A 21,382-nucleotide genomic window follows, 5' to 3' on the forward strand; every position below is an offset into this window, starting at 1 on the left:
TCGAGAACGCGGGGCCCTTCGCTTTGCCTGTGTCAGAGGCCGACGATCGTGATCTCGGTGCCTCGTTTCACCCGCGTGCGCGGCGGGATCGACTGGTTCACCACGGTCGCGTTGTTGCTCTTGTTGAACTCGACCTTCACCTTCAGGCCGGCTCGTTCGAGCTCTTCCTTGGCCTCCCGCACCTTCTGCCGGGTGACGTCGGGGACCTCGATCTCCTGGTTGTTCTGGTAGAAGAGCGTGACGCGCTTGTTCTGCGTCGGGTCCAGCACCGTGCCCGCGGGCGGATCCGTCCGCACCACGCGTGACCCGTTGTTCTCCGGCGCGTCCTCACCACCCGCGTCGACCGCATCGAGACCGGCGCGCTGCAGTTCAGCGGTCGCCTCGTCCTTCGTCTTGCCCGTCACGTTCGGCACGGGCAGGCGCGGCGGCGGGCCCTTGCTCAGGATGAGGGTCACCGGGGCGTCGAGGTTGAGCGCAGTGCCGGGACGCGGATCGACGCCCACCACCTTGCCGATCGGCACGGTGTCGTGGAACGCGTCCTTCGCGGGGTCCTTGACCGTCTTCAGGCCCGCGGCCTCGATCTCCTTGATCGCGGCGTCCTGCTCGGCACCGGCGGTGATGAACGGCACCACCGGCCTGCCGCGCGATACGACGAGCTTCACCTGCTCGTTCTTGCGCAACTCGGCGCCGGGTCCGGGGTCGGAGCTGATGACCGTGCCGTTGGGGACATCGTTGGACGGCACCTTCTCGACCAGCCCGGTGAGGTCGGCCTTCGAGAGCAGCAGCATCGCGTTCTGCTCGGACTGCCCGGCCACCGACGGCATCTCCGTGTAGCGGTTCGCGCCGACGTACCAGGAGAACAGTCCGACGAGGACCACCACGACGGCGGCCACGGAACCCCAGATCGTGAACAGCTTCTTGCGCCGCTTGCGCTCAGCCTCGACCGGGTCGACCTTCGGCTTGCGCTTCTGCGGGGGACGGCGGCGCGGCGGCTCCGGCCGCTGCATCGTGCGCGTCGCCGAGTTGCCGGCGGGGATGCCGGGAGGCGGCGTCGGAGGCCCGGTGTTCACCGTCGTCATCGCCGCCGAGTTCAGGGGCGGCTTCGGCACCACCGGCCTGGTCAGCTCGGCAGCCGAGGGAGGAGTGGAGCCGACCGCGACGGGGACCGGCCGCATGATGACCGTCCTGTCGTTCTCGGGGGCCGAACCGGGCACGGGCACCTGCTGCGGCGTGAGGCCCAGTTCCGTGCCCACGCGCTCCAGTTCGGACAGGAACGCGTCGGCGTTCGCGGGCCGGAGCACCGGGTCGCGCCGCGTCGCCTTGCGCACCAGCGTGTCGAGCGCCAGCGGGATCTCCGGAACCGACGGGACGTCCGAGTTCACGTGCTGATAGGCCACCGAGATGGCCGTCTCGCCTCGGTAGGGCGCCTGACCCGCCAGCATCTCGTAGAGCACGATCCCGGCCGCGTAGACGTCACTGCGCGCGTCCGCCGCACCCGATTCCACCTGTTCGGGTGAAAGATAGGCGACGGTGCCCAGGATCTCACTGTCGCTCGTGACACCGTTCTCGGCGATCGCACGGGCCAGCCCGAAGTCCGCCACCTTCACCTGGCCACCAGGCCCGATCAGCACGTTCTCCGGCTTCACGTCCCGGTGCACGAGCCCCGCTCGGTGGGCGGCGCCCAACGCCGACAGCACCGGCCCGAGGATGCTCAACGCCACGGCGGGAACGAGCTTGCCGCGCTGATTGAGCAGGTCACGGAGGTTACCGCCGTCGACCAGCTCCATCACCAGGTACACCTGGTCACCGTCGACGCCCTGGTCGTGCACGGACACCACTGCCGGGTGATGCAACTGGGCCGCCGCGCGTGCCTCGCGCTCGAAGCGCGCGACAAACGCCGGGTCCGCCGTCAGGTGCGGATCCATCACCTTGATGGCCACATCGCGATCGAGGCGAGTGTCGCGACCTCGATAGACGGTGGACATGCCGCCGCGCGCGAGCACGGAGTCCACCCGGTAGCGCTGCTCCAGCAGTCCACCCATCACGTTCGAAACCGACCTCTCCACAGTGCGAGATGGTAAAGCTCAGGATGACCCGGTTGGCGGAAGGGCGTTCCCAGTTCGGTTATGGCATCGTGACCCCCGTGAGTGCGATTCCTGCCGCTGCGGATGTATTGGCTGCCGACCTGGAGGTTCTTCCTCTCCCCGAGGTGGCCGACCGAATGGGACTTCCGGTCACCCGGGTCCACCAAATGTTGCGCGACGGGCAACTGCTCGCCGAGCGGCGGGCCGGCGTTCTCGTCGTCCCCGAGGCGTTTCTCGCTGCCGGAGGGGTGGTGAAGGGTCTGCCCGGCACCATCACGGTGCTGCGCGACCAGAACTACTCCACGGACGAGATCCTGCGCTGGCTCTTCACGGAGGACGAAAGCCTCCCTGGCACTCCGATCGAAGCATTGCGCGGAGACCGTGGGCGTGAGGTAAAGCGCCGCGCGCAGGCCATGGGCTTCTAGTTCACCCGTTGCAGCGGTTCCGGGCGTCTCAGCGAGCGCGAGACGCCCGGAACCTCTGAGCTGGTGCACATGATCACCAAGACTTTCATCGCAGGTCTCACCGCCCTCGGACTGCTCCTCGCGCCGGTCGCCGCGACCGCCGCGCCGGTGGTGCAGGCCAAGCCCACCACGCTCGAACTCGACGCGGGTGGCGCCAAGGTCAAGCTCAAGAAGGGCGACCAGCTCCAGATCAAGGGCAAGCTCGGCGCCAAGGGTGAGCGTCAGCTCACGCTGGGACTGGACGTGTTCGCCCAGGTCAGGGTGAGTGCGTCGGTGTGGACGAACATCTACACCCGCAGCTGCCAGCCGAACTCGACCTTCACCGCGAAGCTCAGCATCGACGCGTCCGCCGACCTGCGCCTCTTCTTCCCCGGCACGAGCGTTTACGCCTCCGCGACGTCGAACATCGTCGGCGTCGTCGTGATCTAAAGCGGAGTTCATGGCGTCGCCGTGCGCGCGAGCGGGGCCCGAGCGAGCAGTGCCCGGCCGGCGCCGGGCACTGCCACCGCGAACCGTCGTGCGTTCGGCACGGCCACACGCCGCCACAGCACCTCGCAGCCGACGAGTCCTAGGATGTCGCGGTACAGCGTGTATGCGGTCCGCATACAGGGCCTGGACGCCGCGGACAGCATCTCGATCCCCGGCTCCGCCGACCGATATATCGCATATGAGTGCGCGACGAGATCGTCCAGCGCCCTTTGCACCCGGTCGTTTGCGCGCCGATGACGACGAACCCATTGCAACAGATCTCGGTCGACGCCGTGCGCGGCGAGCACGTCCTGTGGCAGGTACACCCGGCCGCGGTCGAGGTCCTCGCCGACGTCGCGCAGGAAGTTCGTGAGCTGGAACGCCGTCCCGAGCCGCGCCGCGTACGGTGCGGCCTCCTCGCGGGGCACGACGGTGCCGAGCACCGGCAGCATCTGCAGCCCGATGACTTCCGCGGAGCCGTGCATGTAGGCACCGAGCGCGTCGAGGTCCGCGTACTCGGTCACGTCGAGGTCCATCCGCATCGACGCGAGGAAGTCGGTGAACAGCGACCTGTCGAGGTCGTAGCGGCGCACCGTGTCCGCCAGGGCGAGCAGAACCGGGTTCGACGGCTCCTCGTCCAGGAGTCGTTCCACCTCGTCGAGTTCGCCCGCGCGGTCGTGCACGCCGGCGGCGTCGACGATCTCGTCGGCCCAGCGCGCGAACGCGTACAAGGCGTGCACCGCGGGCCGCTGCTCAGCCCGCAGCAGCGTCGTCGCCAGGAAGAACGTCTTGCCGTACCGGGCGTTGACCCGGCGGCAGGCGGCGTAGGCGGAGCCCAGGTCCATGGTCCCGAGGCTCATTCGTAGCGTGTGGACAGGCCGAACGGGTCCGGCTTCACCAGCGACCGCGCCGCGAGGCCCGACACCACCAGCGCGAAGAACAGGTAGCCCCACGAGTAGAGCGCCGTGTCGCCGTTCGGGAACGTCACCAGCAGCAGGAACAGCGACGCGACCGTCACCGTGACCAGCGCGCCCGTGCTCCACGCGAACCCGGCGGCCAGCGCCAGCGGCCAGCTGAAGTACCAGGGCAGCGTCGCGGGGGACAGCAGCGCCACGGCCAGCATCGTCAGCGCGCCACGCCGGATGGCGTCGCGCACCTCACCGTCACGGGCCAGCCACCACTGCGTGTACGCGATCCAGATCAGCACCACGGAGCCCAGCGCCCGCGCCACGCCGATGAAGATGCCGCCGTCGACGTAGACGAACCAGTTCACGACCATGCGCACGAAGTCGCCGACCGCGCTCGGCAGCGACAGCCAGTTGATGATCATCGACGAGCTGCGCAGCGCAGGGATCCAGCCGAGGTTCACCCCGGCGACGACCGTGCACACCGCGAACGTCCCGAGGAACGCGGCGACGCCCGGCAGCAGTGCCTTGCGGAACTGGGCGCGCTTGTCGCCGTCCAGGCGCGCCGCCCAGATCCAGACGAGGAACGGCACGATCACGACCGCCGTCGCCTTCACCGAGAACGCGAGGGCGAGCAGCACGAAGCCGAGCACGTGCCTGCGGTCGAGCACCAGCAGCACACCGGCCGCCATCAGCCCGATCATCAGCAGGTCGTTGTGCGCGCCGCCGACCAGGTGGATCAGCACCAGCGGGTTCGCCGCGACCAGCCACAGCGCGATCGCCGACTTGCCGCCCAGGTGCCTGCTCAGGCCCGGCAGAGCCCAGCACAGCAGCACCAGTCCTCCGGCGAGGGAGAAGCGCATGGCGACGACGCCGAGGATGACGCTCGCGTCCGTGATCCAGACGATCGCCTTCGCGATCAGGATGAACAACGGCCCGTACGGCGCCGGCGTGTGCTGCCACACCCAGCTGACGTTCTCGCTGAGCGTGCTCTGCAGGACAGCGGGCCCGACCGTGTACGGGTCGTAGCCGCTCAGCGCGAGCTGGCCCTGGGCCAGGTAGCTGTAGATGTCCTTGCTGAACAGCGGTGGCGCGAACAGCAGCGGCAACGTCCAGACCGTCACCGCGACCAGCACCGCGAAATCGCCGATCTCGCCCCACCGCACGAGGCGGCCGAGCCGGATCCACGCCCAGATGACGAGCCCCAGCCCCAGGTACAGGACCATGCTCGCGAGGTCGCGGCCGTGGCCGTAGCGCAGCCAGCTCAGCCCGACCTGGGTGAGCAGCGGGTCGCGCTCCAGGATCGCGCCGGCACCCATGCCCCCGAGCGCGATCAGCGCCACGCCCAGCAGGCCGAGCATGGTCGTGCGGATGGGGATGGCGTAGGTGTTCGTGCGCACGACTGGTTGAAGCTCCTGTATCGACGCCTCGGAGCTCGTGCGGGGGAGGGACGGAGTTGCTGCCATCGCCCGAACATCGTTGCACAACGCGCGTAAGCGTCAGCAAGCAACGGCCCACACGGTCACGAGGACTTAATCAACCCCCAGCGGGAGAGGCACATGATCGACTTCAGAAGGCCCGCTTCGTCGAGCTGATCGCGAGGTCGGCGAGCTTGGTGGCGGCCGGCTCGGCCACGGGAGCGTCGTCGAGGGCGGCCAGCGCGCTCTTCGTCAGCTCCTCGATGCGTTCCTCGACGGCGTCGACGGCGCCGACGTCCACCAGCGCGCGCCGGACCTGCTCGACGGTGCCGAGGTCGAGATCGGGCTTGCCGAGAGCGATATCCAATATATCGGCGCCGAACTGCATGCCGAGCGCGACGAGCAGCGTGCGCTTGCCCTCGGCGAGGTCGTCGCCGGCGGGCTTGCCGGTCACCTCGGGGTCACCGAACACGCCGAGCAGGTCGTCGCGCAACTGGAACGCGACGCCGATGTCGGCACCGAACGCGCGCAGCCCGTCGATCAGCTCGGGCGAGCCGCCCGCCATCGCCGCGCCCATGTGCAGCGGCCGTTCGACGGTGTACGCGGCGGTCTTGAGCCGGTCGATGCGCAACGCGGCGTCCGGGGACGAGTCACCCCGGGCCTGCGTCAGCACGTCGAGGTACTGGCCCGCGAGCATCTCGGTGCGCATGTCCCGCCACGGCTCGCTCATCCGGCGCAGCACCTCGGACGGCAGCCCGGCGGCGAAGAGCATGTCGTCCGCCCACGCCAGCGCGACGTCGCCGATCAGCACGGCCGCGGACATGCCGAACCGCTCCGGCGAGCCGAGCCAGCCCTGCTCGCGGTGCCGCTCGCCGAACGCGATGTGCACGGTCGGCTTGCCCCGCCGCACCGAAGAGGCGTCCATCAGGTCGTCGTGGATGAGCGCGCACGCCTGGATCAGCTCCAGCGAGCTGACCGCCGTGAGCACCTCGTCCGCGAGTTCGCCGCCGGGATCGCCACCGGCCGCGCGCCAGCCCCACCACGCGTACGTCGGGCGGATGCGCTTGCCACCGCCCAGCACGAAATCGGAGAGCGCGTCGACGGCGCTCGCGAAGCTCGGGTCCATCGCCTCGCCGGACGCGCGGCGGGAGGCCAGATACGTGGTCAACGCTGCTTCGACGTGCTGGGGCAACGCAACGTCGATGGGGTGGTGGGACACACGTCCATGTTCCGCTGTGTCCGGGGCCACCCGCATGTCGGGGCCCGCGTACCACATGGTGAGCGGGAGTCTCACCTGGCGGAAGACCCACTAGGGTTGGTCCCATGACGTCGGTGGTGGAGCGACTCCGGGGTGAGTCACCCAAGTTCTCGGTGGAGTTCCTGCCTCCCCGGGACGCGGAGGACGAGAAGGTCCTCTGGAAGGCCGTCCGCGAACTGGAAGGCCTCGACCCCGCGTTCGTGTCGATCACCTACGGCGCCGGCGGGTCACGCCGGGACCGCACGATCCGCGCCACCGGTCGCATCGCGCAGGAGACGACGCTGCTCCCCGTCGCGCACCTCACCGCCGTCGAGCACTCGGTGGCGGAGCTGCGCAACGTCATCGGCTGGTACGCGGCGATCGGCGTGCGGAACATCCTGGCGCTGCGCGGCGACCCTCCCGGCGACCCGATGGGCGAGTGGGTCGCGCACCCGGAAGGCCTCAACTACGCCGACGAGCTGGTGCGGCTGGTCCGCGAGCTCGGCGACTTCTGCGTGGGCGTGGCGGCGTTCCCGTACGGGCACCCGCGTTCGGGCGACCTCGACACCGACCTCAAGTTCCTGCTGCGCAAGCTCAACGCGGGCGCGGACTACGCGGTGGCCCAGCTGTTCCACGCGCCGGAGCCGTTCCTGCGGATGCGCGACAGGGTGGCGGCCGCGGGCTGTTCCGCGGCGATCCTGCCCGGGATCATGCCGATGCTCTCGCCGCGCGGCCTGGCCAAGATCGTGGAGCTGTCCGGCGCGGATCTGCCCCTCGACATCTCACGCCGGCTGGAGCCGTACACGGACGACGTGGCGGGGTTCCGGGCGACCGGCATCGACATCGCGACCGAGATGTGCCGGCGGTTGCTCGACGAGGGTGTTCCCGCGCTGCACTTCTACACGATGAACAGGTCCAAGGCGACGAAGGAAGTGCTGGGGCGCTTGGGCCTGGTGACGCGCGCCTAGAGCGTGACGTTGCGTTTGTGCGCGATGAGGGCGAGCACGACGACGATCAGCGCGGCACCGCCGGTGAGCCCGGCGACCAGCAGCGCCCAGCCGAAGAACGAGCTGGAGTTCTCCCCCGCGTACTGCACGGTGGCCTGCAGCATCGACGCCTGACCGGGCTTAGGAGACCACGCGATCGTGTTGTTCTCCTCCTCGCGGCCGTTGGTGTTCACGATCTTGCCGGGGAAGCTGACCTTGATCTGGATGTCCGCGCGTTCGACGGGCACCTGGGTCAGGTCGACCGACCCCGAGAGCGTGACAAGATCACCCGACCGGCGGAAGTTGAGGCTGTAGCGGCTGTTCGACGAGCTGGTGGCCGTGGAAAGAGTCCGCATCTCGTCGAACGACAGGCCGTTGAAGAACAACTGCGTACCCGCGTACGACTCCACCCGGTACGGCTTGGTGGTGACGCGGCTCGCGAGTTCCGGCGGCACCTTGAGCTGTGGACCGGGGTCGTTGTCCTGCGTCGGGGGCGTGGCCGCGACGATCTCGCCGGAGATGCGGTCGTCGTCCGACACGGCCATGGCGGCGTACACGCGAACGCAACCGCTCAGCGAGAACAGGGTGAGCAGCAAGAAGACCGGCAGCAGCAGTGCCCGGGAACGACGCACGGCGGACATCCTGCCAGTACGACCCAAACGACGCAGGTCCCCTCCGAAGGTCGTGAGCTTGACTAACTACCTTTTGGCGTCGAGAGGCGCGAGGTAGCGTCTCGGCGCATGGCTTCCGTGCACGAGATCAGCAACAAATTCGTCAGCGACTACGTGGCGCTCGACCCCATCGCGGCCACGAGCCTCGGCTTCGCGGGTTCCGACGACCAGCTGACGGACCTCTCCCCGGAAGGGCACGCGGCGCGCGACGAACTCGCCGTCCGCGCTCTCGCCGACATCACCGCCGCCCAGCCCGCGGATGCCTCGGAGGAGGCGGCACGCGCCGTCTTCCTGGAACGCACGGGCCTGGAACACGAGCTGTACGAGGCCGGTCAGACCGAGTCCTCGCTGAACGTCATCGCGAGCCCGATCCAGTCCGTGCGCGACATCTTCGACCAGATGCCAACCGACACGCCGGAGCAGTGGGCCACCATCGGCCGCCGCCTCTCCGCCGTGCCCGCCGCACTGGACGGCCTGCGCGCCTCCCTCTCGCACGCCGCCTCCCGCGGTCACATCTCCGCACTGCGTCAGGTCACTCAGGTCGCCAAGCAGTGCGACACCTTCGCCACGACCTTCTTCGGCCCGTTCGCCGCCTCCGCCAACGTCGACGGCTCCGTGCGCACCTCTCTCGACGCCGGCGCCACCGCCGCTGCCGCCGCCTACGCGGACTTCGCCTCGTTCCTCCGCACGAAGCTGGCTCCTCAGGCGCCGGAGAAGGACGCGGTCGGCGAGGAGCGCTACCGCCTCGGCTCGCGCTACTTCACCGGCTCGCGGCTCGACCTGGCCGAGGCCTACGCGTGGGGCTGGGAGGAGTTCCTCGGCATCGAGGCCGAGATGAAGGAGGTGGCTTCGCGGCTCAAGCCGGGCGCCACCCTTGCGGAGACCGCGGCGTTCCTCGACGAGCACCCGCGCTACCAGGTGCACGGCCAGGACGGCCTGCAGGCGTGGATGCAGGAACTGTCCGACAAGGCCCTGCTCGATCTGCGCGACGTGCACTTCGACCTGCCGGACGCGCTGATGAACCTCGAGTGCCGGATCGCTCCGCCCGGCGGTGCCGTCGGCGCCTACTACACGCCGCCGACCGCGGACTTCTCCCGCCCCGGCCGCATGTGGTGGTCGATCGCCGAGGGCAAGTCGGTGTTCCCGACGTGGCGTGAGACCTCGACGGTCTACCACGAGGGCGTGCCGGGCCATCACCTCCAGTGCGCGACGGCGGTGTACCAGTCCGAGACGCTGAACGACTTCCAGCGCCTGATCTGCTGGGTGTCGGGCCACGGTGAGGGCTGGGCGCTCTACGCGGAACGCCTCATGCGCGAACTCGGCTACCTCGACGACGACGGCGACCTGCTCGGCATGCTCGACGCCCACCTGTTCCGCGCGGCCCGCGTGATCATCGACATCGGCATGCACCTGGAACTGGAGATCCCGGCCGGCACCGGCTTCCACCCCGGCGAGCGCTGGACCCCCGAACTCGGCCTCGAGTTCATGATGACCCGCACCCTCTCGGAGCCCGCGCACGTCCGCGACGAGATCGACCGTTACCTCGGCTGGCCCGGGCAGGCGCCGGCGTACAAGATCGGCGAGCGCCTGTGGCTCGCCGCCCGCGAGGACGCACGGGCCCGTAAGGGCGCCGACTTCGACCTCAAGCGCTTCCACAAGGACGCCCTGGAGATGGGCGCAATGGGCCTCGACACCCTTCGTGAACGGTTGGCCGCCCTCTGACGCCACCGGCCAGCGCAATGCTCTGACCTGCGCTTACCCACCCTTATGCAATAGACGTTTGCGGACGTCCGCAAACGTCTTTTGCATAAGCCGATATATCAGTGAGCTGATATATCGGATATCAGTGGTTCGGGGTGCCGTCCGCTGGGGCAACTGGTGGGCAAGGCACTGCCGGATCGGCCCACCGGACGCGCACGCGGTTCGTGATCGGCTCCGGGTCGTCGGTCCGCACGAACTCGAGCCACGGACCCGGCTCGGGCCGCACCGAGGCGAAGCCGTCGCCGCTGCGCACCACCGGGTGCCCGGTCGCCTCGGCCGAAGCCAGCGGATCACGCGAGTCGACGACCACGGCCGCGATCACGCCGGGGTACTCGGGCCGCGGTTCGAGGACGCAGAACTCGTTGCCCTGCGGATCGCGCAGCACCACCCACGGCACATCGGTCTGACCGATGTCGGCGTGCTCGGCGCCGAGCTTCAACGCCCGCGCCACGATGTCCGCCTGGTGCTCAGGCGAAGTCGAGGCCAGGTCGAGGTGCACCCGATTCTTCTCTATCTTCGGAGCGTCGCTCCACACGAACGTCAGCTCGATCTCGTCATCGGCGAACTCGGACCAGAACGCGGCCAGCGCGGGGGGATCCGCCGCCTCGAACGTGATTTCCACTCGTGCGAGGGTACTGTCTCGCGCGTGGCGAAGCTGGTGCTCGGACCGCTCCTCAGATATGTCGACGCGGCGTCCGCGACGGTGTGGGTCGAGACGGACGCCTCGTGCGAGGTCACGATCGCCGGTCACACCGCGCGCACGTTCCAGGTGGGCAGGCAGCACTTCGCGCTCGTCCGGCTGGAGGACCTGGGGCCACGCACCGAATACGACGTGAGGCTGGACGGCGAGAACGTCTGGCCGGAACCCGGAAGTGGCTTCCCGAAACCGGTCATCCGCACCGGCGAGGTCCGCCGGATCGCCTTCGGGTCGTGCCGTGCCGCCCCGAACCAGCCGGTCGGTCCCGACGCCCTCGACGCGTTCGCGCAACGGCTCATGGCCACCCCGGATTCGGAGTGGCCGCAGGCGCTGATCCTGCTGGGGGACCAGGTCTACGCCGACGAACCGACCGAGGCCACCAAGCAGTGGCTGCGGAAAAGCAGGAACGGCACGAAGGAACCCGACGGCGAGGTCGTGCACTTCGGCGAGTACGCCCGTCTCTACCACGAGACCTGGGGCGACCCGGAGATCCGCTGGCTGCTGTCGGTCGTGCCGACGTCGATGATCTTCGACGACCATGACGTGCGCGACGACTGGAACACGTCCGCGGTGTGGCGCAAGGAGATGGCGGACAAGCCGTGGTGGCGCGACAGGATCCGCGGCGCCATCTCCTCCTACTGGGTCTACCAGCACCTCGGGAACCTGGGCCCGGACGAGCTCGCGCGAAATCCCTTGTACGCCAAGGTGAAGGCCCAGGACACGGACGTGCTGCCGTTGCTGGAGGAGTTCGCCGAGGAAGCGGACAGGGAGGTGGAAGGCCGCAAGTCGACCTGGTGGAGCTTCCGCCGCGAGTTCGGCCGCGCCCGGCTGCTCATGGTCGACACGCGTTCCGGCCGCATCCTCGACAAGGGCAAGCGGCAGATGGTCAGCGACGAAGAGTTCGAGTGGCTCGAGCGGAACACCGAAGGCGACTTCGACCACCTGCTGATCGGCTCGTCGCTGCCGTGGCTGATGCCGCACGCGCTCAGCCACTTCCAGTCCCTCAACGAGATCGGCGCGCGCAAGCCGGGCTGGCAGGGCAAGGCGGCGGAGGGGATCAGGCAGGCGGTCGACCTGGAGCACTGGCCGGCGTTCCGCGAATCGTTCGACCGGCTCTCCCGCATGATCGAGAAGGCCGCGAACAACGGCGCCGCCACGGTGTGCATGCTCTCCGGCGACGTTCACCACAGCTATGTCGCCGAGGCCGAGTTCCCCACGCCCACCAAGGCTTTGGTCGCGCAACTCGTGTGCTCGCCCATCCACAACGAGGCGCCGAAGTTCCTGCGGCCGGCGTTCCGGCTGTCGTGGTCCCGCGCGGCCTCGTGGGTGTTCCGCCGGCTCGCGACGCTGGCCGGTGTGCCGGAGGACCTGGTGCACTGGCGCAAGACCAGCGGCCCGCACTTCGGGAACTCCTTGGCGCTGCTGGACTTCGACGGCCGCCACGCCCGCTACCGGCTGCTGTCGGCAACGGGCGAGGAGACCGCGAGCGTGCTACTTGGTCGCGAGCCGCAGTAGCGCCCACAACTGCGCGATCGCGTCGTGGTCGCCGACCACCTCGACCATCCGGTCGGGCAATCGCCCCCACAGCCAGCGGTACATCGTCATCGGGTCCGCGGACACCTGCGCGTCGGCGACGTGGGTGTCCTCCGGGTCGATCACACGCCACGCCGACGCGCCGCGCGGGCCGCAGCGCGTGAGCCACAGGTGGTCCTCGACCTGGATGGTGACGAGGCTGTCCCGCGACCCCCGCACCCCGAGCACGTCCAGCTTGTGCCCCAGCCACAACGTGAGCACCTCGTCGACGCCGTCGATCGCGACCTCGTCGTCGACGGCACCGACCTCCATGCCCGCGGCGCCCTGGACGTCCATGCGGTGCATCGTCGTCTCGTGCGCGAGCCGTCGCCGCCAGAACCCGTAGTTCTGCTGATCAGGCCACCACGTCGCGCACGGCTCGTCCTCGTCGTGCGCTTCGAGTTCCGCGATCACGGCGTCCGCGCCCGACCGCATGAACTCCAGCGAGTCCTCGCCGGGTTCCGGAAAGTCCGGCCATTCCCCGATTTCAGGCTCACGGCCGAGTCTGATCCACGCCAGCGCACCACGATAGCCGCCGCCGATGTGCCGCACGGTCTCCCCGAGGTTCAGCCCGGGGCACGCGGGCACGCCCTTGTGCGGTGGCTGGCCGATCGCGGACATGACGAGCAATTCCGCTTCACGGCGCAGAACTTCCAGATGGTTCACGGCTGCGCCTCGCTCATCACGCGGTCGACGAGCGCCACGAACAGATGGGTCTGGCGCACCAGGTCGTCTGCTGTGCGCGCGTTGACGTGCCTGGTGATCCCCGCGAGCACGGCGGCCCGTGTGGACGACCAGGACGCGAAGAAAGCCGCCCACTCACTCATTTCCGGTGCCATCGCGGCGAGCAGCACCCACGCGCTGGTCGGCCTCGACCGCCCGCGATGGGGCCGTCCACGTAAAGCGAGCACCGCTGCGGCAGCGCGCAACGCGGCGAGGTAAGCGGTCGCGAACCGCTGCGGGGGCTCGGGCGTGCGCTCCGACTCGGCGAGCGAGTCGTGGGCCTGCCGCAGCAGGACGAGCGCGGACGCGGGTGGCAACGGGATGGGGAAGGCTGCCGGATTCGAAAGATCGGCTGTCATCTCGGCCTCCTCGTGGCGTCGGTGAACGACGTCACCGCCGAGGGGAAGCCGGCGGCTCTCGGAGGTGGGGTGCTTCCCCCACCCCACCTCCGAGGCATGGTGAGACTCGAACACATGTTCGAGTCATCCTCAGCGTAGCTGCCTGCCGATGGATTCCTCAACCCGGCCCACCGCGTAGGCGCGAGTCGTGGTCTCATGGAGACGTGAGTGCGCTCGAACACCCCGGAATCCGCAAGGTCGCGGAAGTCCTGCCGCCCGCCACCGCCGCACGCATCGTCGTGCTGCCGGACGCCGTGCGGACCGCGGCGGCCGCGGCTGCGGCGGTAGGTGTGCAGGTAGGCGCGATCGCGAACAGCCTGGTGTTCGCCGCGGTACGCGGCGGCGAGGCGGCCCCGCTGCTGGTGCTGACGTCGGGCGCACACCGCGCGGACACGTCACTGGTCGCCGCACTCGTGGGCGCGGACGCCGTCAAGCGCGCCGATCCCGAGTTCGTCCGCGAGCACACGGGCCAGGTGATCGGCGGCGTGTCGCCGGTCGGGCACCCGGCGCCGATCGAGACCGTGGTGGACGAGTCGCTGTCCGGCTACGAGGAGATCTGGGCGGCCGCGGGCCATCCGCACGCCGTCTACCCCACGACCTTCGTCGATCTGGTGGCGCTGACGGGCGGACGCGTCGCGGCGGTGAAGGCATGACGGCCTCGCCGCGCCTGGAGCGCATCGTCGAGATCACCGCCTCGGAACTGAACGAGCGGCTGGGCGAAGCCCTCGCGCTGTACGTGACGGCGATGAACTACCCGCCCGCCACCGTCGAGCAGCGCGCCCCGATGTGGCTCGCCCACATGATGCGCGAGGACTGGCGCTGCGTCGTCGCGCTGGGGGAGCACGACGAACTCGTCGGCATCGGCTACGGCTACCGCGGCGCGGCCGGGCAGTGGTGGCACGAGCAGGTGAGGCGCGGACTGATGCAGGTCTCGCCGCCCGCCGTCGTCGACAGCTGGCTCACCGACTACTTCGAGCTCACCGAACTGCACGTGCTGCCGCGCGCGCAGGGTCGTGGCCTCGGCGAGGAACTGCTGCGCCGCCTGCTGGAAGGCGTGCGGTCCTCCTGTGTGCTGCTCTCCACGCCCGAAGGCCCGAGCAAGGCGTGGAAGCTCTACCGCCGCGTCGGCTTCGAGGACGTGCTGCGGCACTACCAGTTCACCGGCGACCCGCGCCCGTTCGCGGTCCTCGGCCGCAAGCTGCCAGTCTGACCCTTCGCTCCTGCGTGCCGTGTCGCGCCGCAGTCAGATGGCTTCCAGGACGAAGAACAGGAAGCTCAAGAAGGCCCCGGAGGGGAACCTCGCCATCTCGTCGGGGGAAGAGTTCGTGGGCTTCCGGCGCCGGGGGCGGTTCGCTGAAGGGCGTCGGTCAATTGCGTGCAGAGGCCTGTGCCAGCAGGTGAGCACGGCCTTCTGGCCGTTGAAGGTGTACTCGTCGGACTACTTGCTGGTCGCGAAGTAGTCGGCCTCGCGGTACTGCATCTTGAAGATGATGGGGTGGTTGACGACCGCGATCAGCCGGTCGCCGGGCTTCAGGACCCGTCGCAGCTCGCCCAGCGGTGCGGCCCAGTCCTCCAGGTAGTGCAGCACCAGGGCCGCGACGACATCGTCGAACGCGCCGTCGGGGTACGGCAGCGGGCCGGTTATGTGGTCGCAGAGGTGGTATGCCGCCAGGTCAAGCCGTCTTGGTTGCGATCACCCGGCCTCGGCCCTACTCTCGCCAATATGCAATATATTGGATATGGGTCACTGAAGGAGCGGGCGGCGGCCGAGATCCGGTCGGCGATCGTGCGCGGCGATCTGGAGCCGGGTGCGCCCATCAAGGACATCGAACTGGCGGAACGGCTGGGTCTGTCCCGCACTCCGGTGCGCGAGGCGCTCGCCACGCTGACCGACGAGGGGCTCGTCGAGACCAAGCCGCACGCGTACACCCGTGTCACCGCGCTCGAAGCGGAGCCCGTGCGCGACGCGCTCGTCGTCGTGCAGTCGATGCACTCCCTCGCGATCGGCTTGGCGGTGCCGAAGATGACGGCCGAGGACATCGCCGCGATGCGCGCCGCGAACAAGGCTTTCAAGAAGGCGCTCGACGCCGACGACGCTGCCGCCGCGCTGGCCGCCGACGACGAGTTCCACGCCGTGGCCGTCCGCTGTTGCGACAACTTCGCGATCGCCGCGACCATCGACCGCTTCACCCCGCTGGTGCGCAGGATCGAGCACAGCCGTTTCTCCTCGCCGAACGCGCGGCATTCCGTGACGCAGCACCAGGAGATCATCGAGGCGTGCGAACAGCGAGACGAACTGCTCGCCACGACCCTGGTCGACCAGAACTGGAGCACCCTGAAGGAGGAACTGTGAACAGATTCCCGCTTCTCTTCGGTCCCTCTCCGGTCCACCGCCTGGACCGCCTCACGGCCCACCTCGGCGGCGCCGCAGTCTGGGCGAAGCGCGAGGACTGCAACTCCGGCCTCGCCTACGGCGGCAACAAGACCCGCAAGCTCGAGTACCTCGTCGCGGACGCCCTGGCCACCGGCTGCGACACCCTCGTGTCGATCGGCGGCATCCAGTCCAACCACACCCGCCAGGTCGCGGCCGCCGCGGCCCGCGCCGGCCTGAAGGCCGTGCTGGTGCAGGAGAGCTGGGTCGAGTGGTCCGACGTCGGTAGCGACCGCGTGGGCAACATCCTGCTCAGCCGCATGATGGGAGCCGACGTCCGGCTGGTGAACGCCGAGTTCGGCATCGGCGTCAAACCAGCCTGGGAACAGGCGATCGACGAGGTCCGTGCGAACGGCGGCAAGCCCTACCCGATCCCCGCCGGTGCCTCCGACCACCCGCTGGGCGGCATGGGGTTCGCGAACTGGGCCGACGAGGTCCGCCAGCAGGAAGCCCAGCTCGGCGTCTTCTTCGACACCATCGTCGTCTGCTCCGTCACCGGCAGCACCCAGGCGGGCATGGTCGCCGGTTTCGCGAACGACACCAACCGCCGTGTGCTGGGCATCGACGCGTCCGCCAAACCCGCCGAGACCCTCGACCAGATCACCCGCATCGCCCACAACACCGCGAAGCTCCGCGAGGTCACGGTGTCCGAAGAGGACATCCTCCTCGACGACCGCTTCCACGCCGGCACCTACGGCATCGCCGACGAGTCCACACTGGAGGCCATGCGGCTCGGCGCCGGTCTGGAAGCGATGATCACCGACCCGGTCTACGAGGGGAAGTCCCTGGCAGGGCTCATCCACCTCGTGTCGTCGGGCGAGATCGACCGCGACTCCACGGTCCTCTACGCCCACCTCGGCGGACAGCCGGCGCTCAACGCCTACAGCTCGCTGTTCTCCACCGGGAACTAGGCGCAGTGCTCACGCCCGCAGCCGCAGTCCCTTCGGGGTGGCGCGGAAACCGGCCTCCTGCAGGACCACCGCCAGGTGCGAGGTGAGTGCGACCTCGCCATCGGCTCGCTGGACCGCCAGCTGGCCCAGCCAGCCGTCGCGGACGGCCCGGCTCAGGGCGTTCGCGGCGGTGCGCAGGGTCGGATCGTCGTCGGTGAACGACAGCAGCGACTTACCTCCTCTCTCCACGTAGAGCGCCGGGGTGCCGTCGACCAGCACCGCCAGCGCGCCGGCCTTGCGGGCCGGCCTGTGTTTGCCCTCGCCCAGCGGATCCGGCCACGCCAGAGCGGCTCCGTAGGGCTGGGCGGGGTCGGCCGCGGCGAGTACCACCGCGGCCTGGTCGGTCTGCGAGGGCTGACCAGGCGGGCGCGACAACGCCCGCAGGCGGTCCACCGCGCCTCGTGCCGCGAACTGGGCGGCGCCCAGCCCCTCGACGACGTAACCGCGGATGACCTGGTTCGACTCCTCCATGGCCCGCAGCACCTTGTAGACGCCGCTGAACCCACCCGTCACGCGTTCCGTGTCGAGAGCACCCCGCGTCAGCACGCCGTGGCGTTCCAGGAAAGCCTCGGCACGCGCGTGCGCCCGGCGGGTCGGGTTGTCGGCCGGGGCCACCGCGAGAGACCACCGACCGGCGGCGGTCGGCGGACCTGTGCGAGAAGGCATGTCGGGACGAGAACGCAGCCGGGCATAACGGCCACGTGGAGCACTGCGGCGAGGTTTGTGCGCCGCGCCGCCACCGGACACCAACGCGCGCAACGGCGACAACGTGTCGTTCGTGATCAGCCCCGCCCACACCAGATCCCACAGCGTGCCGACGACTTCGGCGTCCGTGCACGTCACGGACAGCGAGGCCCGGTCGACCACCTGGCGGAAGAACAACGCCCCGCCGGACAAAGCCTCCAGGACCGCGGTGTGCAGCGGCGACTCTGGAATCGACTCCGGCACCAGGTCGGGCAGCAGCAGGTCGGCCACGTCGGCGGGGGCGAGCGCGATCCAGCCGTCGCCACCGGCCAGCGCGCCGCAGCCCGTCCACGTCACCTCGCCGGACGCCGTCAGCTCGTCCAGCAACGCCGGGTAGTAACCGGGCAACCGGGACGGGAGCAGCAGAGATTCGAAGGCGCTCGCGGGAAGCGGTGCACCCGCGAGCTGTTCCACCACCGAGAACACGTCATCGACCGTCGGTGCCGTACGCAACCGCCTGCCCAGACCGTGCCACTGCGGCAGGAACCGGCCCAGCGCGGCCGGTTCGACCGGCTCCACCTCGGACCGCAGCCGGGCCAGCGAGGCCCGGCGCAGGCGGCGCAGCACGTCCGAGTCGCAGTACTCGGTGTGCGTGCCGCCGGGACGGAGCTCACCGCGCACCAACCGGCCCGTAGCCGCCATCCGTTCCAGCACGCCCGTCACCACGGCTACGCCCAGACCGAAGCGGGCAGCGGGTTCGGAGGCGGGGAACGGCCCGTGGGTGCGGGCGTAGCGGTTCAGCAGGTCGCCCAGCGGATCCGCCACCGGCTCGGTGAACGCCTCTGGCACGCCGACTGGAAGCGCGACACCCAGCGCGTCACGGACCTTGCCCGCGTCCTCGATCGAGATGCTGCGTTCCTCGCCGGCGATCCGGACGCGGATCACCCGGCGCTCGGCCACCAGTTCGTCCAGCCACTCGCGGGGCACACCGCGTTCGAGCGCCTCCGCGTCGGAAAGATCCCCCAGGAACCGCAACAGGTCCGCGGTGTCCTCGGCGTGCCGCGGGCGGCGGTCCTCGGAGAGGCGTTGCAGGCTGCGTTCGACCTCGGCCACGATCTCCGGGTCGAGCAGCTCGCGGATCGCCTCCGAGCCGAGCAACTCCGCGAGCAGCGTCGAGTCGAGCGACAGCGCCGCCGCCCGCCGTTCCGCCAGCGGAGCGTCCATCTCGTAGAGGAACATGCCCACGTACCCGAAGAGCAGGCTGCGGGCGAACGGTGACGGCGACGGGGTCTCGACGTCGACCACGCGCACCTTGCGTGCGCGGACGTCCGACATCAGTTCCTTCAGGCCCGGCACGTCGTACACGTCCTGCAGGCACTCGCGCATCGCCTCCAGGACCACCGGGAAGCTCTCGTACTTCGAGGCGACCGACAGCAGCTGCGCCGACCGTTGCCGCTGCTGCCACAACGGGGTGCGCCGGCGTGGATCGCGGCGGGGGAGCAGCAGCGAACGGGCCGCGCATTCGCGGAACCGGGCCGCGAACAACGCCGAGCCACCCACCTCAGCGACCACGATCTGCTCGACCTCGTCGGGGTCGAGCAGCACGTCCTCCGCGCCCGCCGTCACCTCCACGCCCTCGTAGTCCAGCGCGTCGGGCAACCGCAGCACGATGCCGTCGTCGGAGTGCGCCGCCTGCACCTCGACACCGCGCTTCTCCCGCAGGCGGGCCGCGATCGCGAGCGCCCACGGCGCGTTGACCTGGGCACCGAACGGGGAGTGCACGACGAGCCGCCAGTCGCCCAGCTCGTCGCGGAACCGTTCCACCAGAACGATCCTGTCGTTCGGGACGTGCCGCGTGGCCTCCCGCTGCTCGCCCAGGTACGCCAGCAGGTTGTCCGTCGCCCACTCGTCCAGACCGGCGGACGTGGCGCGTTCGCGCGCCGCCGAATCCTCCATCGTGGACACTTCGCGCAGGAACTTTCCCATCGCACGGCCGAGTTCGAGCGGACGCCCTGGAGCGTCGCCCTTCCAGAACGGCATCCGCGCGGGCTGACCCGGCGCGGGCACCACGATCACCCGGTCGTGCGTGATGTCCTCGACCCGCCACGACGACGTGCCCAGCAGGAACGTGTCGCCGACCCGCGACTCGTAGACCATCTCCTCGTCGAGTTCGCCGACGCGCGAGCCGGGACCGTTCTCCGAGGCCGGCGTCATGACCGCGAACAGCCCCCGGTCGGGGATCGTGCCGCCGGAGGTGACCGCCAGCCGTTGCGAACCGGGCCGGCCGCGCAGCTCGGAGTTCACCCGGTCCCAGGTGATCCGAGGCCGCAGCTCGCCGAACTCCTCGGACGGATACCGGCCCGACAGCATGTCCAGCACCGCGTTCAGCGCCGACTCCGGCAGCCCGGCGAACGGCGCCGCCCGCCGCACCAGCGCCGTCAGCTCCTCGACCGTCCACGTCTCCATCGCGACCATCGCGACGATGTGTTGCGCCAGCACGTCGAGCGGGTTGCGTGGGAACCGCACGGCCTCGATCGCGCCGTCCCGCATGCGTTCCGCCACCACCGCGCACGACACCAGGTCGCCGCGGAACTTCGGGAACATCACGCCCCGCGACACCGCGCCCACCTGGTGGCCTGCCCGGCCGACGCGCTGCAACCCGGACGCGACCGACGGCGGCGCCTCCACCTGCACCACCAGGTCGACCGCGCCCATGTCGATGCCGAGCTCCAGCGACGACGTCGCCACGACACAGGGCAACCGGCCCGACTTCAGGTCTTCTTCCACGGCCGTGCGCTGTTCTCGCGACATCGAACCGTGGTGCGCGCGAGCGACGGACGCGGTCTTCTGCACCGTCATGCCCGACTGGCCGATGGCCTCGGCCGGGAACGACTCCAGCTCCGCGGCCTCTTCGGCGAGCTCGTTCAACCGCGCGGTCAGCCGTTCCGCGAGGCGCCGCGAGTTCGCGAAGACGATCGTCGACCGGTGCGCCCGCACCAGTTCCAGGATCCGTGCCTCGACCGACGGCCAGATGGAGGTGCGTTGCTCGGCTCCGGCGGCCGAACCCGACACCTCACCCGTCGGCTGGCCGAGCAGCGCCATGTCCGCGACCGGCACCTCCACCTCGACCTGGATGACCTTGGGCGTCTTCGGCTGCACCACCGACACCGGCCGCCCGCCGGACAGGAATGTGCTGATCTCCTCGACCGGCCGCACCGTCGCGGACAATCCGATCCGCTGCGCCGGCCGGTCGAGCAGCGCGTCCAGCCGTTCGAGTGACAACGCGAGGTGTGCGCCGCGCTTGGTGCCCGCCACCGCGTGCACCTCGTCGACGATCACCGTCTCCACGCCGCGCAGCGACTCGCGCGCCGACGACGTCAGCAGCAGGAACAACGACTCCGGTGTCGTCACCAGCACGTCCGGGGGAGTGCGCCCGAACGCCCTGCGTTCCTCCGGCGACGTGTCGCCCGTGCGCATGCCCACGGTGATGGACGGCTCGGTCAGGCCGAGCCGGTGCGCCGCCTGCCGGATGCCGGCCAGAGGGGCGCGCAGGTTTCGTTCGACGTCCACCGCCAGCGCTTTCAACGGCGAGACGTAAAGCACCCGGCACCGCCGTTTCGGCTCCGACGGCGTGGAGGAAGAAGCCAGCCTGTCCAGCGCCCACAGGAACGCGGCCAGCGTCTTGCCGGAGCCAGTCGGGGCGATGACCAGCGCGTGCTCGCCCGCCGCCGCGGCCGCCCACGCACCCGTCTGCGCCTGGGTTGGCGCGGCGAAGGCCCCGGCGAACCACTGCCTGGTCGCCGGTGAGAATGCCTCCATCACGTCCATGGCGACCATCATGACGCCGAGGTCCGACAATTTCTGATTACGCAGGTCCGAGCATCCGCCGCAGCCCGCTGTGGCACGATCACCACGTACGTCCTGCGAGGGGAG

18 protein-coding genes and 1 pseudogene are annotated in these 21,382 nt (G+C 69.8%); 9 read left to right on the plus strand and 10 right to left on the minus strand.

Features of this window, described 5'->3' with window-relative positions; translation table 11 throughout:
• Positions 1-32: 32 nt before the first annotated feature.
• Positions 33-2,042 carry a Stk1 family PASTA domain-containing Ser/Thr kinase gene (gene pknB / locus IG04_RS0101400; protein ID WP_036013204.1) on the minus strand — a complete coding sequence of 670 codons (2,010 nt, stop codon included), beginning with the start codon at positions 2,040-2,042 and terminating at the stop codon, positions 33-35.
• A 101-nt stretch (positions 2,043-2,143) separates the two neighbouring features.
• Here pknB and IG04_RS0101405 point away from each other — a divergent pair, with 101 nt between their 5' ends.
• Positions 2,144-2,509, plus strand: a complete 366-nt coding sequence (locus IG04_RS0101405; RefSeq protein ID WP_030474641.1) for an Rv2175c family DNA-binding protein — start codon at positions 2,144-2,146, stop codon at positions 2,507-2,509.
• Positions 2,510-2,578: 69 nt separating this feature from the next.
• On the plus strand, positions 2,579-2,977 hold the full coding sequence (locus IG04_RS0101410) for a hypothetical protein (protein ID WP_030474642.1): 399 nt from the start codon (positions 2,579-2,581) through the stop codon (positions 2,975-2,977).
• Between the two features lie 8 nt (positions 2,978-2,985).
• Here IG04_RS0101410 and IG04_RS0101415 read toward each other — a convergent pair whose 3' ends face one another.
• The 3 genes from IG04_RS0101415 to IG04_RS0101425 form a co-directional block, all read right to left on the minus strand.
• On the minus strand, positions 2,986-3,861 hold the full coding sequence (locus IG04_RS0101415) for a phytoene/squalene synthase family protein (RefSeq protein ID WP_063758191.1): 876 nt from the start codon (positions 3,859-3,861) through the stop codon (positions 2,986-2,988).
• An 11-nt stretch (positions 3,862-3,872) separates the two neighbouring features.
• Positions 3,873-5,321: a polyprenol phosphomannose-dependent alpha 1,6 mannosyltransferase MptB gene (gene mptB / locus IG04_RS0101420; RefSeq protein ID WP_036013207.1), complete on the minus strand. Its 1,449-nt coding sequence runs from the start codon at positions 5,319-5,321 to the stop codon at positions 3,873-3,875.
• 169 nt (positions 5,322-5,490) lie between these two features.
• Positions 5,491-6,558: a polyprenyl synthetase family protein gene (locus IG04_RS0101425; RefSeq protein WP_030474645.1), complete on the minus strand. Its 1,068-nt coding sequence runs from the start codon at positions 6,556-6,558 to the stop codon at positions 5,491-5,493.
• A gap of 104 nt (positions 6,559-6,662) precedes the next feature.
• Here IG04_RS0101425 and metF point away from each other — a divergent pair, with 104 nt between their 5' ends.
• Entirely contained in the window at positions 6,663-7,544 is an 882-nt protein-coding gene (gene metF / locus IG04_RS0101430) for a methylenetetrahydrofolate reductase [NAD(P)H] (RefSeq protein ID WP_030474646.1), read from the plus strand.
• Here metF and IG04_RS0101435 read toward each other — a convergent pair.
• On the minus strand, positions 7,541-8,194 hold the full coding sequence (locus IG04_RS0101435; protein WP_051768681.1) for a DUF3153 domain-containing protein: 654 nt from the start codon (positions 8,192-8,194) through the stop codon (positions 7,541-7,543). The genes metF and IG04_RS0101435 overlap by 4 nt on opposite strands.
• Positions 8,195-8,302: 108 nt before the next feature.
• On the opposite strand from IG04_RS0101435, the gene IG04_RS0101440 reads away from it, so the two are divergent.
• A complete protein-coding gene (locus IG04_RS0101440) occupies positions 8,303-9,955 on the plus strand; it encodes a DUF885 domain-containing protein (RefSeq protein WP_030474648.1) in 1,653 nt (550 codons plus the stop codon).
• A 121-nt stretch (positions 9,956-10,076) separates the two neighbouring features.
• Here IG04_RS0101440 and IG04_RS0101445 read toward each other — a convergent pair whose 3' ends face one another.
• Complete coding sequence (locus IG04_RS0101445) at positions 10,077-10,616, minus strand: VOC family protein (RefSeq protein ID WP_051768633.1); 540 nt, start codon at positions 10,614-10,616, stop codon at positions 10,077-10,079.
• A 24-nt stretch (positions 10,617-10,640) separates the two neighbouring features.
• On the opposite strand from IG04_RS0101445, the gene IG04_RS0101450 reads away from it, so the two are divergent.
• Complete coding sequence (locus IG04_RS0101450; protein WP_030474650.1) at positions 10,641-12,206, plus strand: alkaline phosphatase D family protein; 1,566 nt, start codon at positions 10,641-10,643, stop codon at positions 12,204-12,206.
• Here the strand turns inward: IG04_RS0101450 and IG04_RS0101455 are convergent.
• Positions 12,183-12,929: a maleylpyruvate isomerase N-terminal domain-containing protein gene (locus tag IG04_RS0101455; protein ID WP_030474651.1), complete on the minus strand. Its 747-nt coding sequence runs from the start codon at positions 12,927-12,929 to the stop codon at positions 12,183-12,185. The genes IG04_RS0101450 and IG04_RS0101455 overlap by 24 nt on opposite strands.
• Positions 12,926-13,345: an SAV_6107 family HEPN domain-containing protein gene (locus IG04_RS0101460; protein WP_030474652.1), complete on the minus strand. Its 420-nt coding sequence runs from the start codon at positions 13,343-13,345 to the stop codon at positions 12,926-12,928. The genes IG04_RS0101455 and IG04_RS0101460 overlap by 4 nt, the downstream gene beginning before the upstream one ends.
• A gap of 203 nt (positions 13,346-13,548) precedes the next feature.
• Between IG04_RS0101460 and IG04_RS0101465 the strand changes: the two genes are divergently transcribed.
• A complete protein-coding gene (locus IG04_RS0101465; protein ID WP_030474653.1) occupies positions 13,549-14,037 on the plus strand; it encodes a YbaK/EbsC family protein in 489 nt (162 codons plus the stop codon).
• Positions 14,034-14,594 (plus strand): GNAT family N-acetyltransferase, encoded by a 561-nt coding sequence (locus tag IG04_RS0101470; RefSeq protein WP_030474654.1) that lies wholly within the window; start codon positions 14,034-14,036, stop codon positions 14,592-14,594. Before IG04_RS0101465 ends, IG04_RS0101470 begins: the two co-directional genes overlap by 4 nt.
• A gap of 33 nt (positions 14,595-14,627) precedes the next feature.
• Here the strand turns inward: IG04_RS0101470 and IG04_RS44865 are convergent.
• Positions 14,628-15,059: pseudogene (locus IG04_RS44865) on the minus strand (class I SAM-dependent methyltransferase); the annotation flags it as partial.
• A gap of 48 nt (positions 15,060-15,107) precedes the next feature.
• Here IG04_RS44865 and IG04_RS0101480 point away from each other — a divergent pair.
• Positions 15,108-15,737: a GntR family transcriptional regulator gene (locus IG04_RS0101480; protein WP_030474655.1), complete on the plus strand. Its 630-nt coding sequence runs from the start codon at positions 15,108-15,110 to the stop codon at positions 15,735-15,737.
• The gene (locus IG04_RS0101485; protein WP_144065480.1) at positions 15,734-16,726 is read left to right on the plus strand and encodes a 1-aminocyclopropane-1-carboxylate deaminase; all 993 of its coding nucleotides are present in this window, start codon (positions 15,734-15,736) and stop codon (positions 16,724-16,726) included. Before IG04_RS0101480 ends, IG04_RS0101485 begins: the two co-directional genes overlap by 4 nt.
• Before the next feature lie 9 nt (positions 16,727-16,735).
• Here IG04_RS0101485 and IG04_RS0101490 read toward each other — a convergent pair whose 3' ends face one another.
• The gene (locus IG04_RS0101490; RefSeq protein WP_420843980.1) at positions 16,736-21,277 is read right to left on the minus strand and encodes an ATP-dependent helicase; all 4,542 of its coding nucleotides are present in this window, start codon (positions 21,275-21,277) and stop codon (positions 16,736-16,738) included.
• Positions 21,278-21,382 lie beyond the last annotated feature (105 nt).

This window comes from Lentzea albidocapillata, from assembly GCF_000719115.1.
GTDB classification, from domain to species: Bacteria; Actinomycetota; Actinomycetes; order Mycobacteriales; family Pseudonocardiaceae; genus Lentzea; species Lentzea albidocapillata.

What these genes read in the sequence shown, in the direction of transcription:
- IG04_RS0101440 (WP_030474648.1), top strand. Translation starts at nt 8,303, where the DNA reads ATGGCTTCCGTGCACGAGATCAGCAACAAATTCGTCAGCGACTACGTG.
- IG04_RS0101470 (WP_030474654.1), top strand. Translation starts at nt 14,034, where the DNA reads ATGACGGCCTCGCCGCGCCTGGAGCGCATCGTCGAGATCACCGCCTCG.
- IG04_RS0101410 (WP_030474642.1), top strand. Translation starts at nt 2,579, where the DNA reads ATGATCACCAAGACTTTCATCGCAGGTCTCACCGCCCTCGGACTGCTC.
- pknB (WP_036013204.1), bottom strand. Translation starts at nt 2,042, where the DNA reads ATGGGTGGACTGCTGGAGCAGCGCTACCGGGTGGACTCCGTGCTCGCG.
- IG04_RS0101480 (WP_030474655.1), top strand. Translation starts at nt 15,108, where the DNA reads ATGCAATATATTGGATATGGGTCACTGAAGGAGCGGGCGGCGGCCGAG.
- IG04_RS0101415 (WP_063758191.1), bottom strand. Translation starts at nt 3,861, where the DNA reads ATGGACCTGGGCTCCGCCTACGCCGCCTGCCGCCGGGTCAACGCCCGG.
- IG04_RS0101460 (WP_030474652.1), bottom strand. Translation starts at nt 13,345, where the DNA reads ATGACAGCCGATCTTTCGAATCCGGCAGCCTTCCCCATCCCGTTGCCA.
- metF (WP_030474646.1), top strand. Translation starts at nt 6,663, where the DNA reads ATGACGTCGGTGGTGGAGCGACTCCGGGGTGAGTCACCCAAGTTCTCG.
- IG04_RS0101490 (WP_420843980.1), bottom strand. Translation starts at nt 21,277, where the DNA reads ATGGACGTGATGGAGGCATTCTCACCGGCGACCAGGCAGTGGTTCGCC.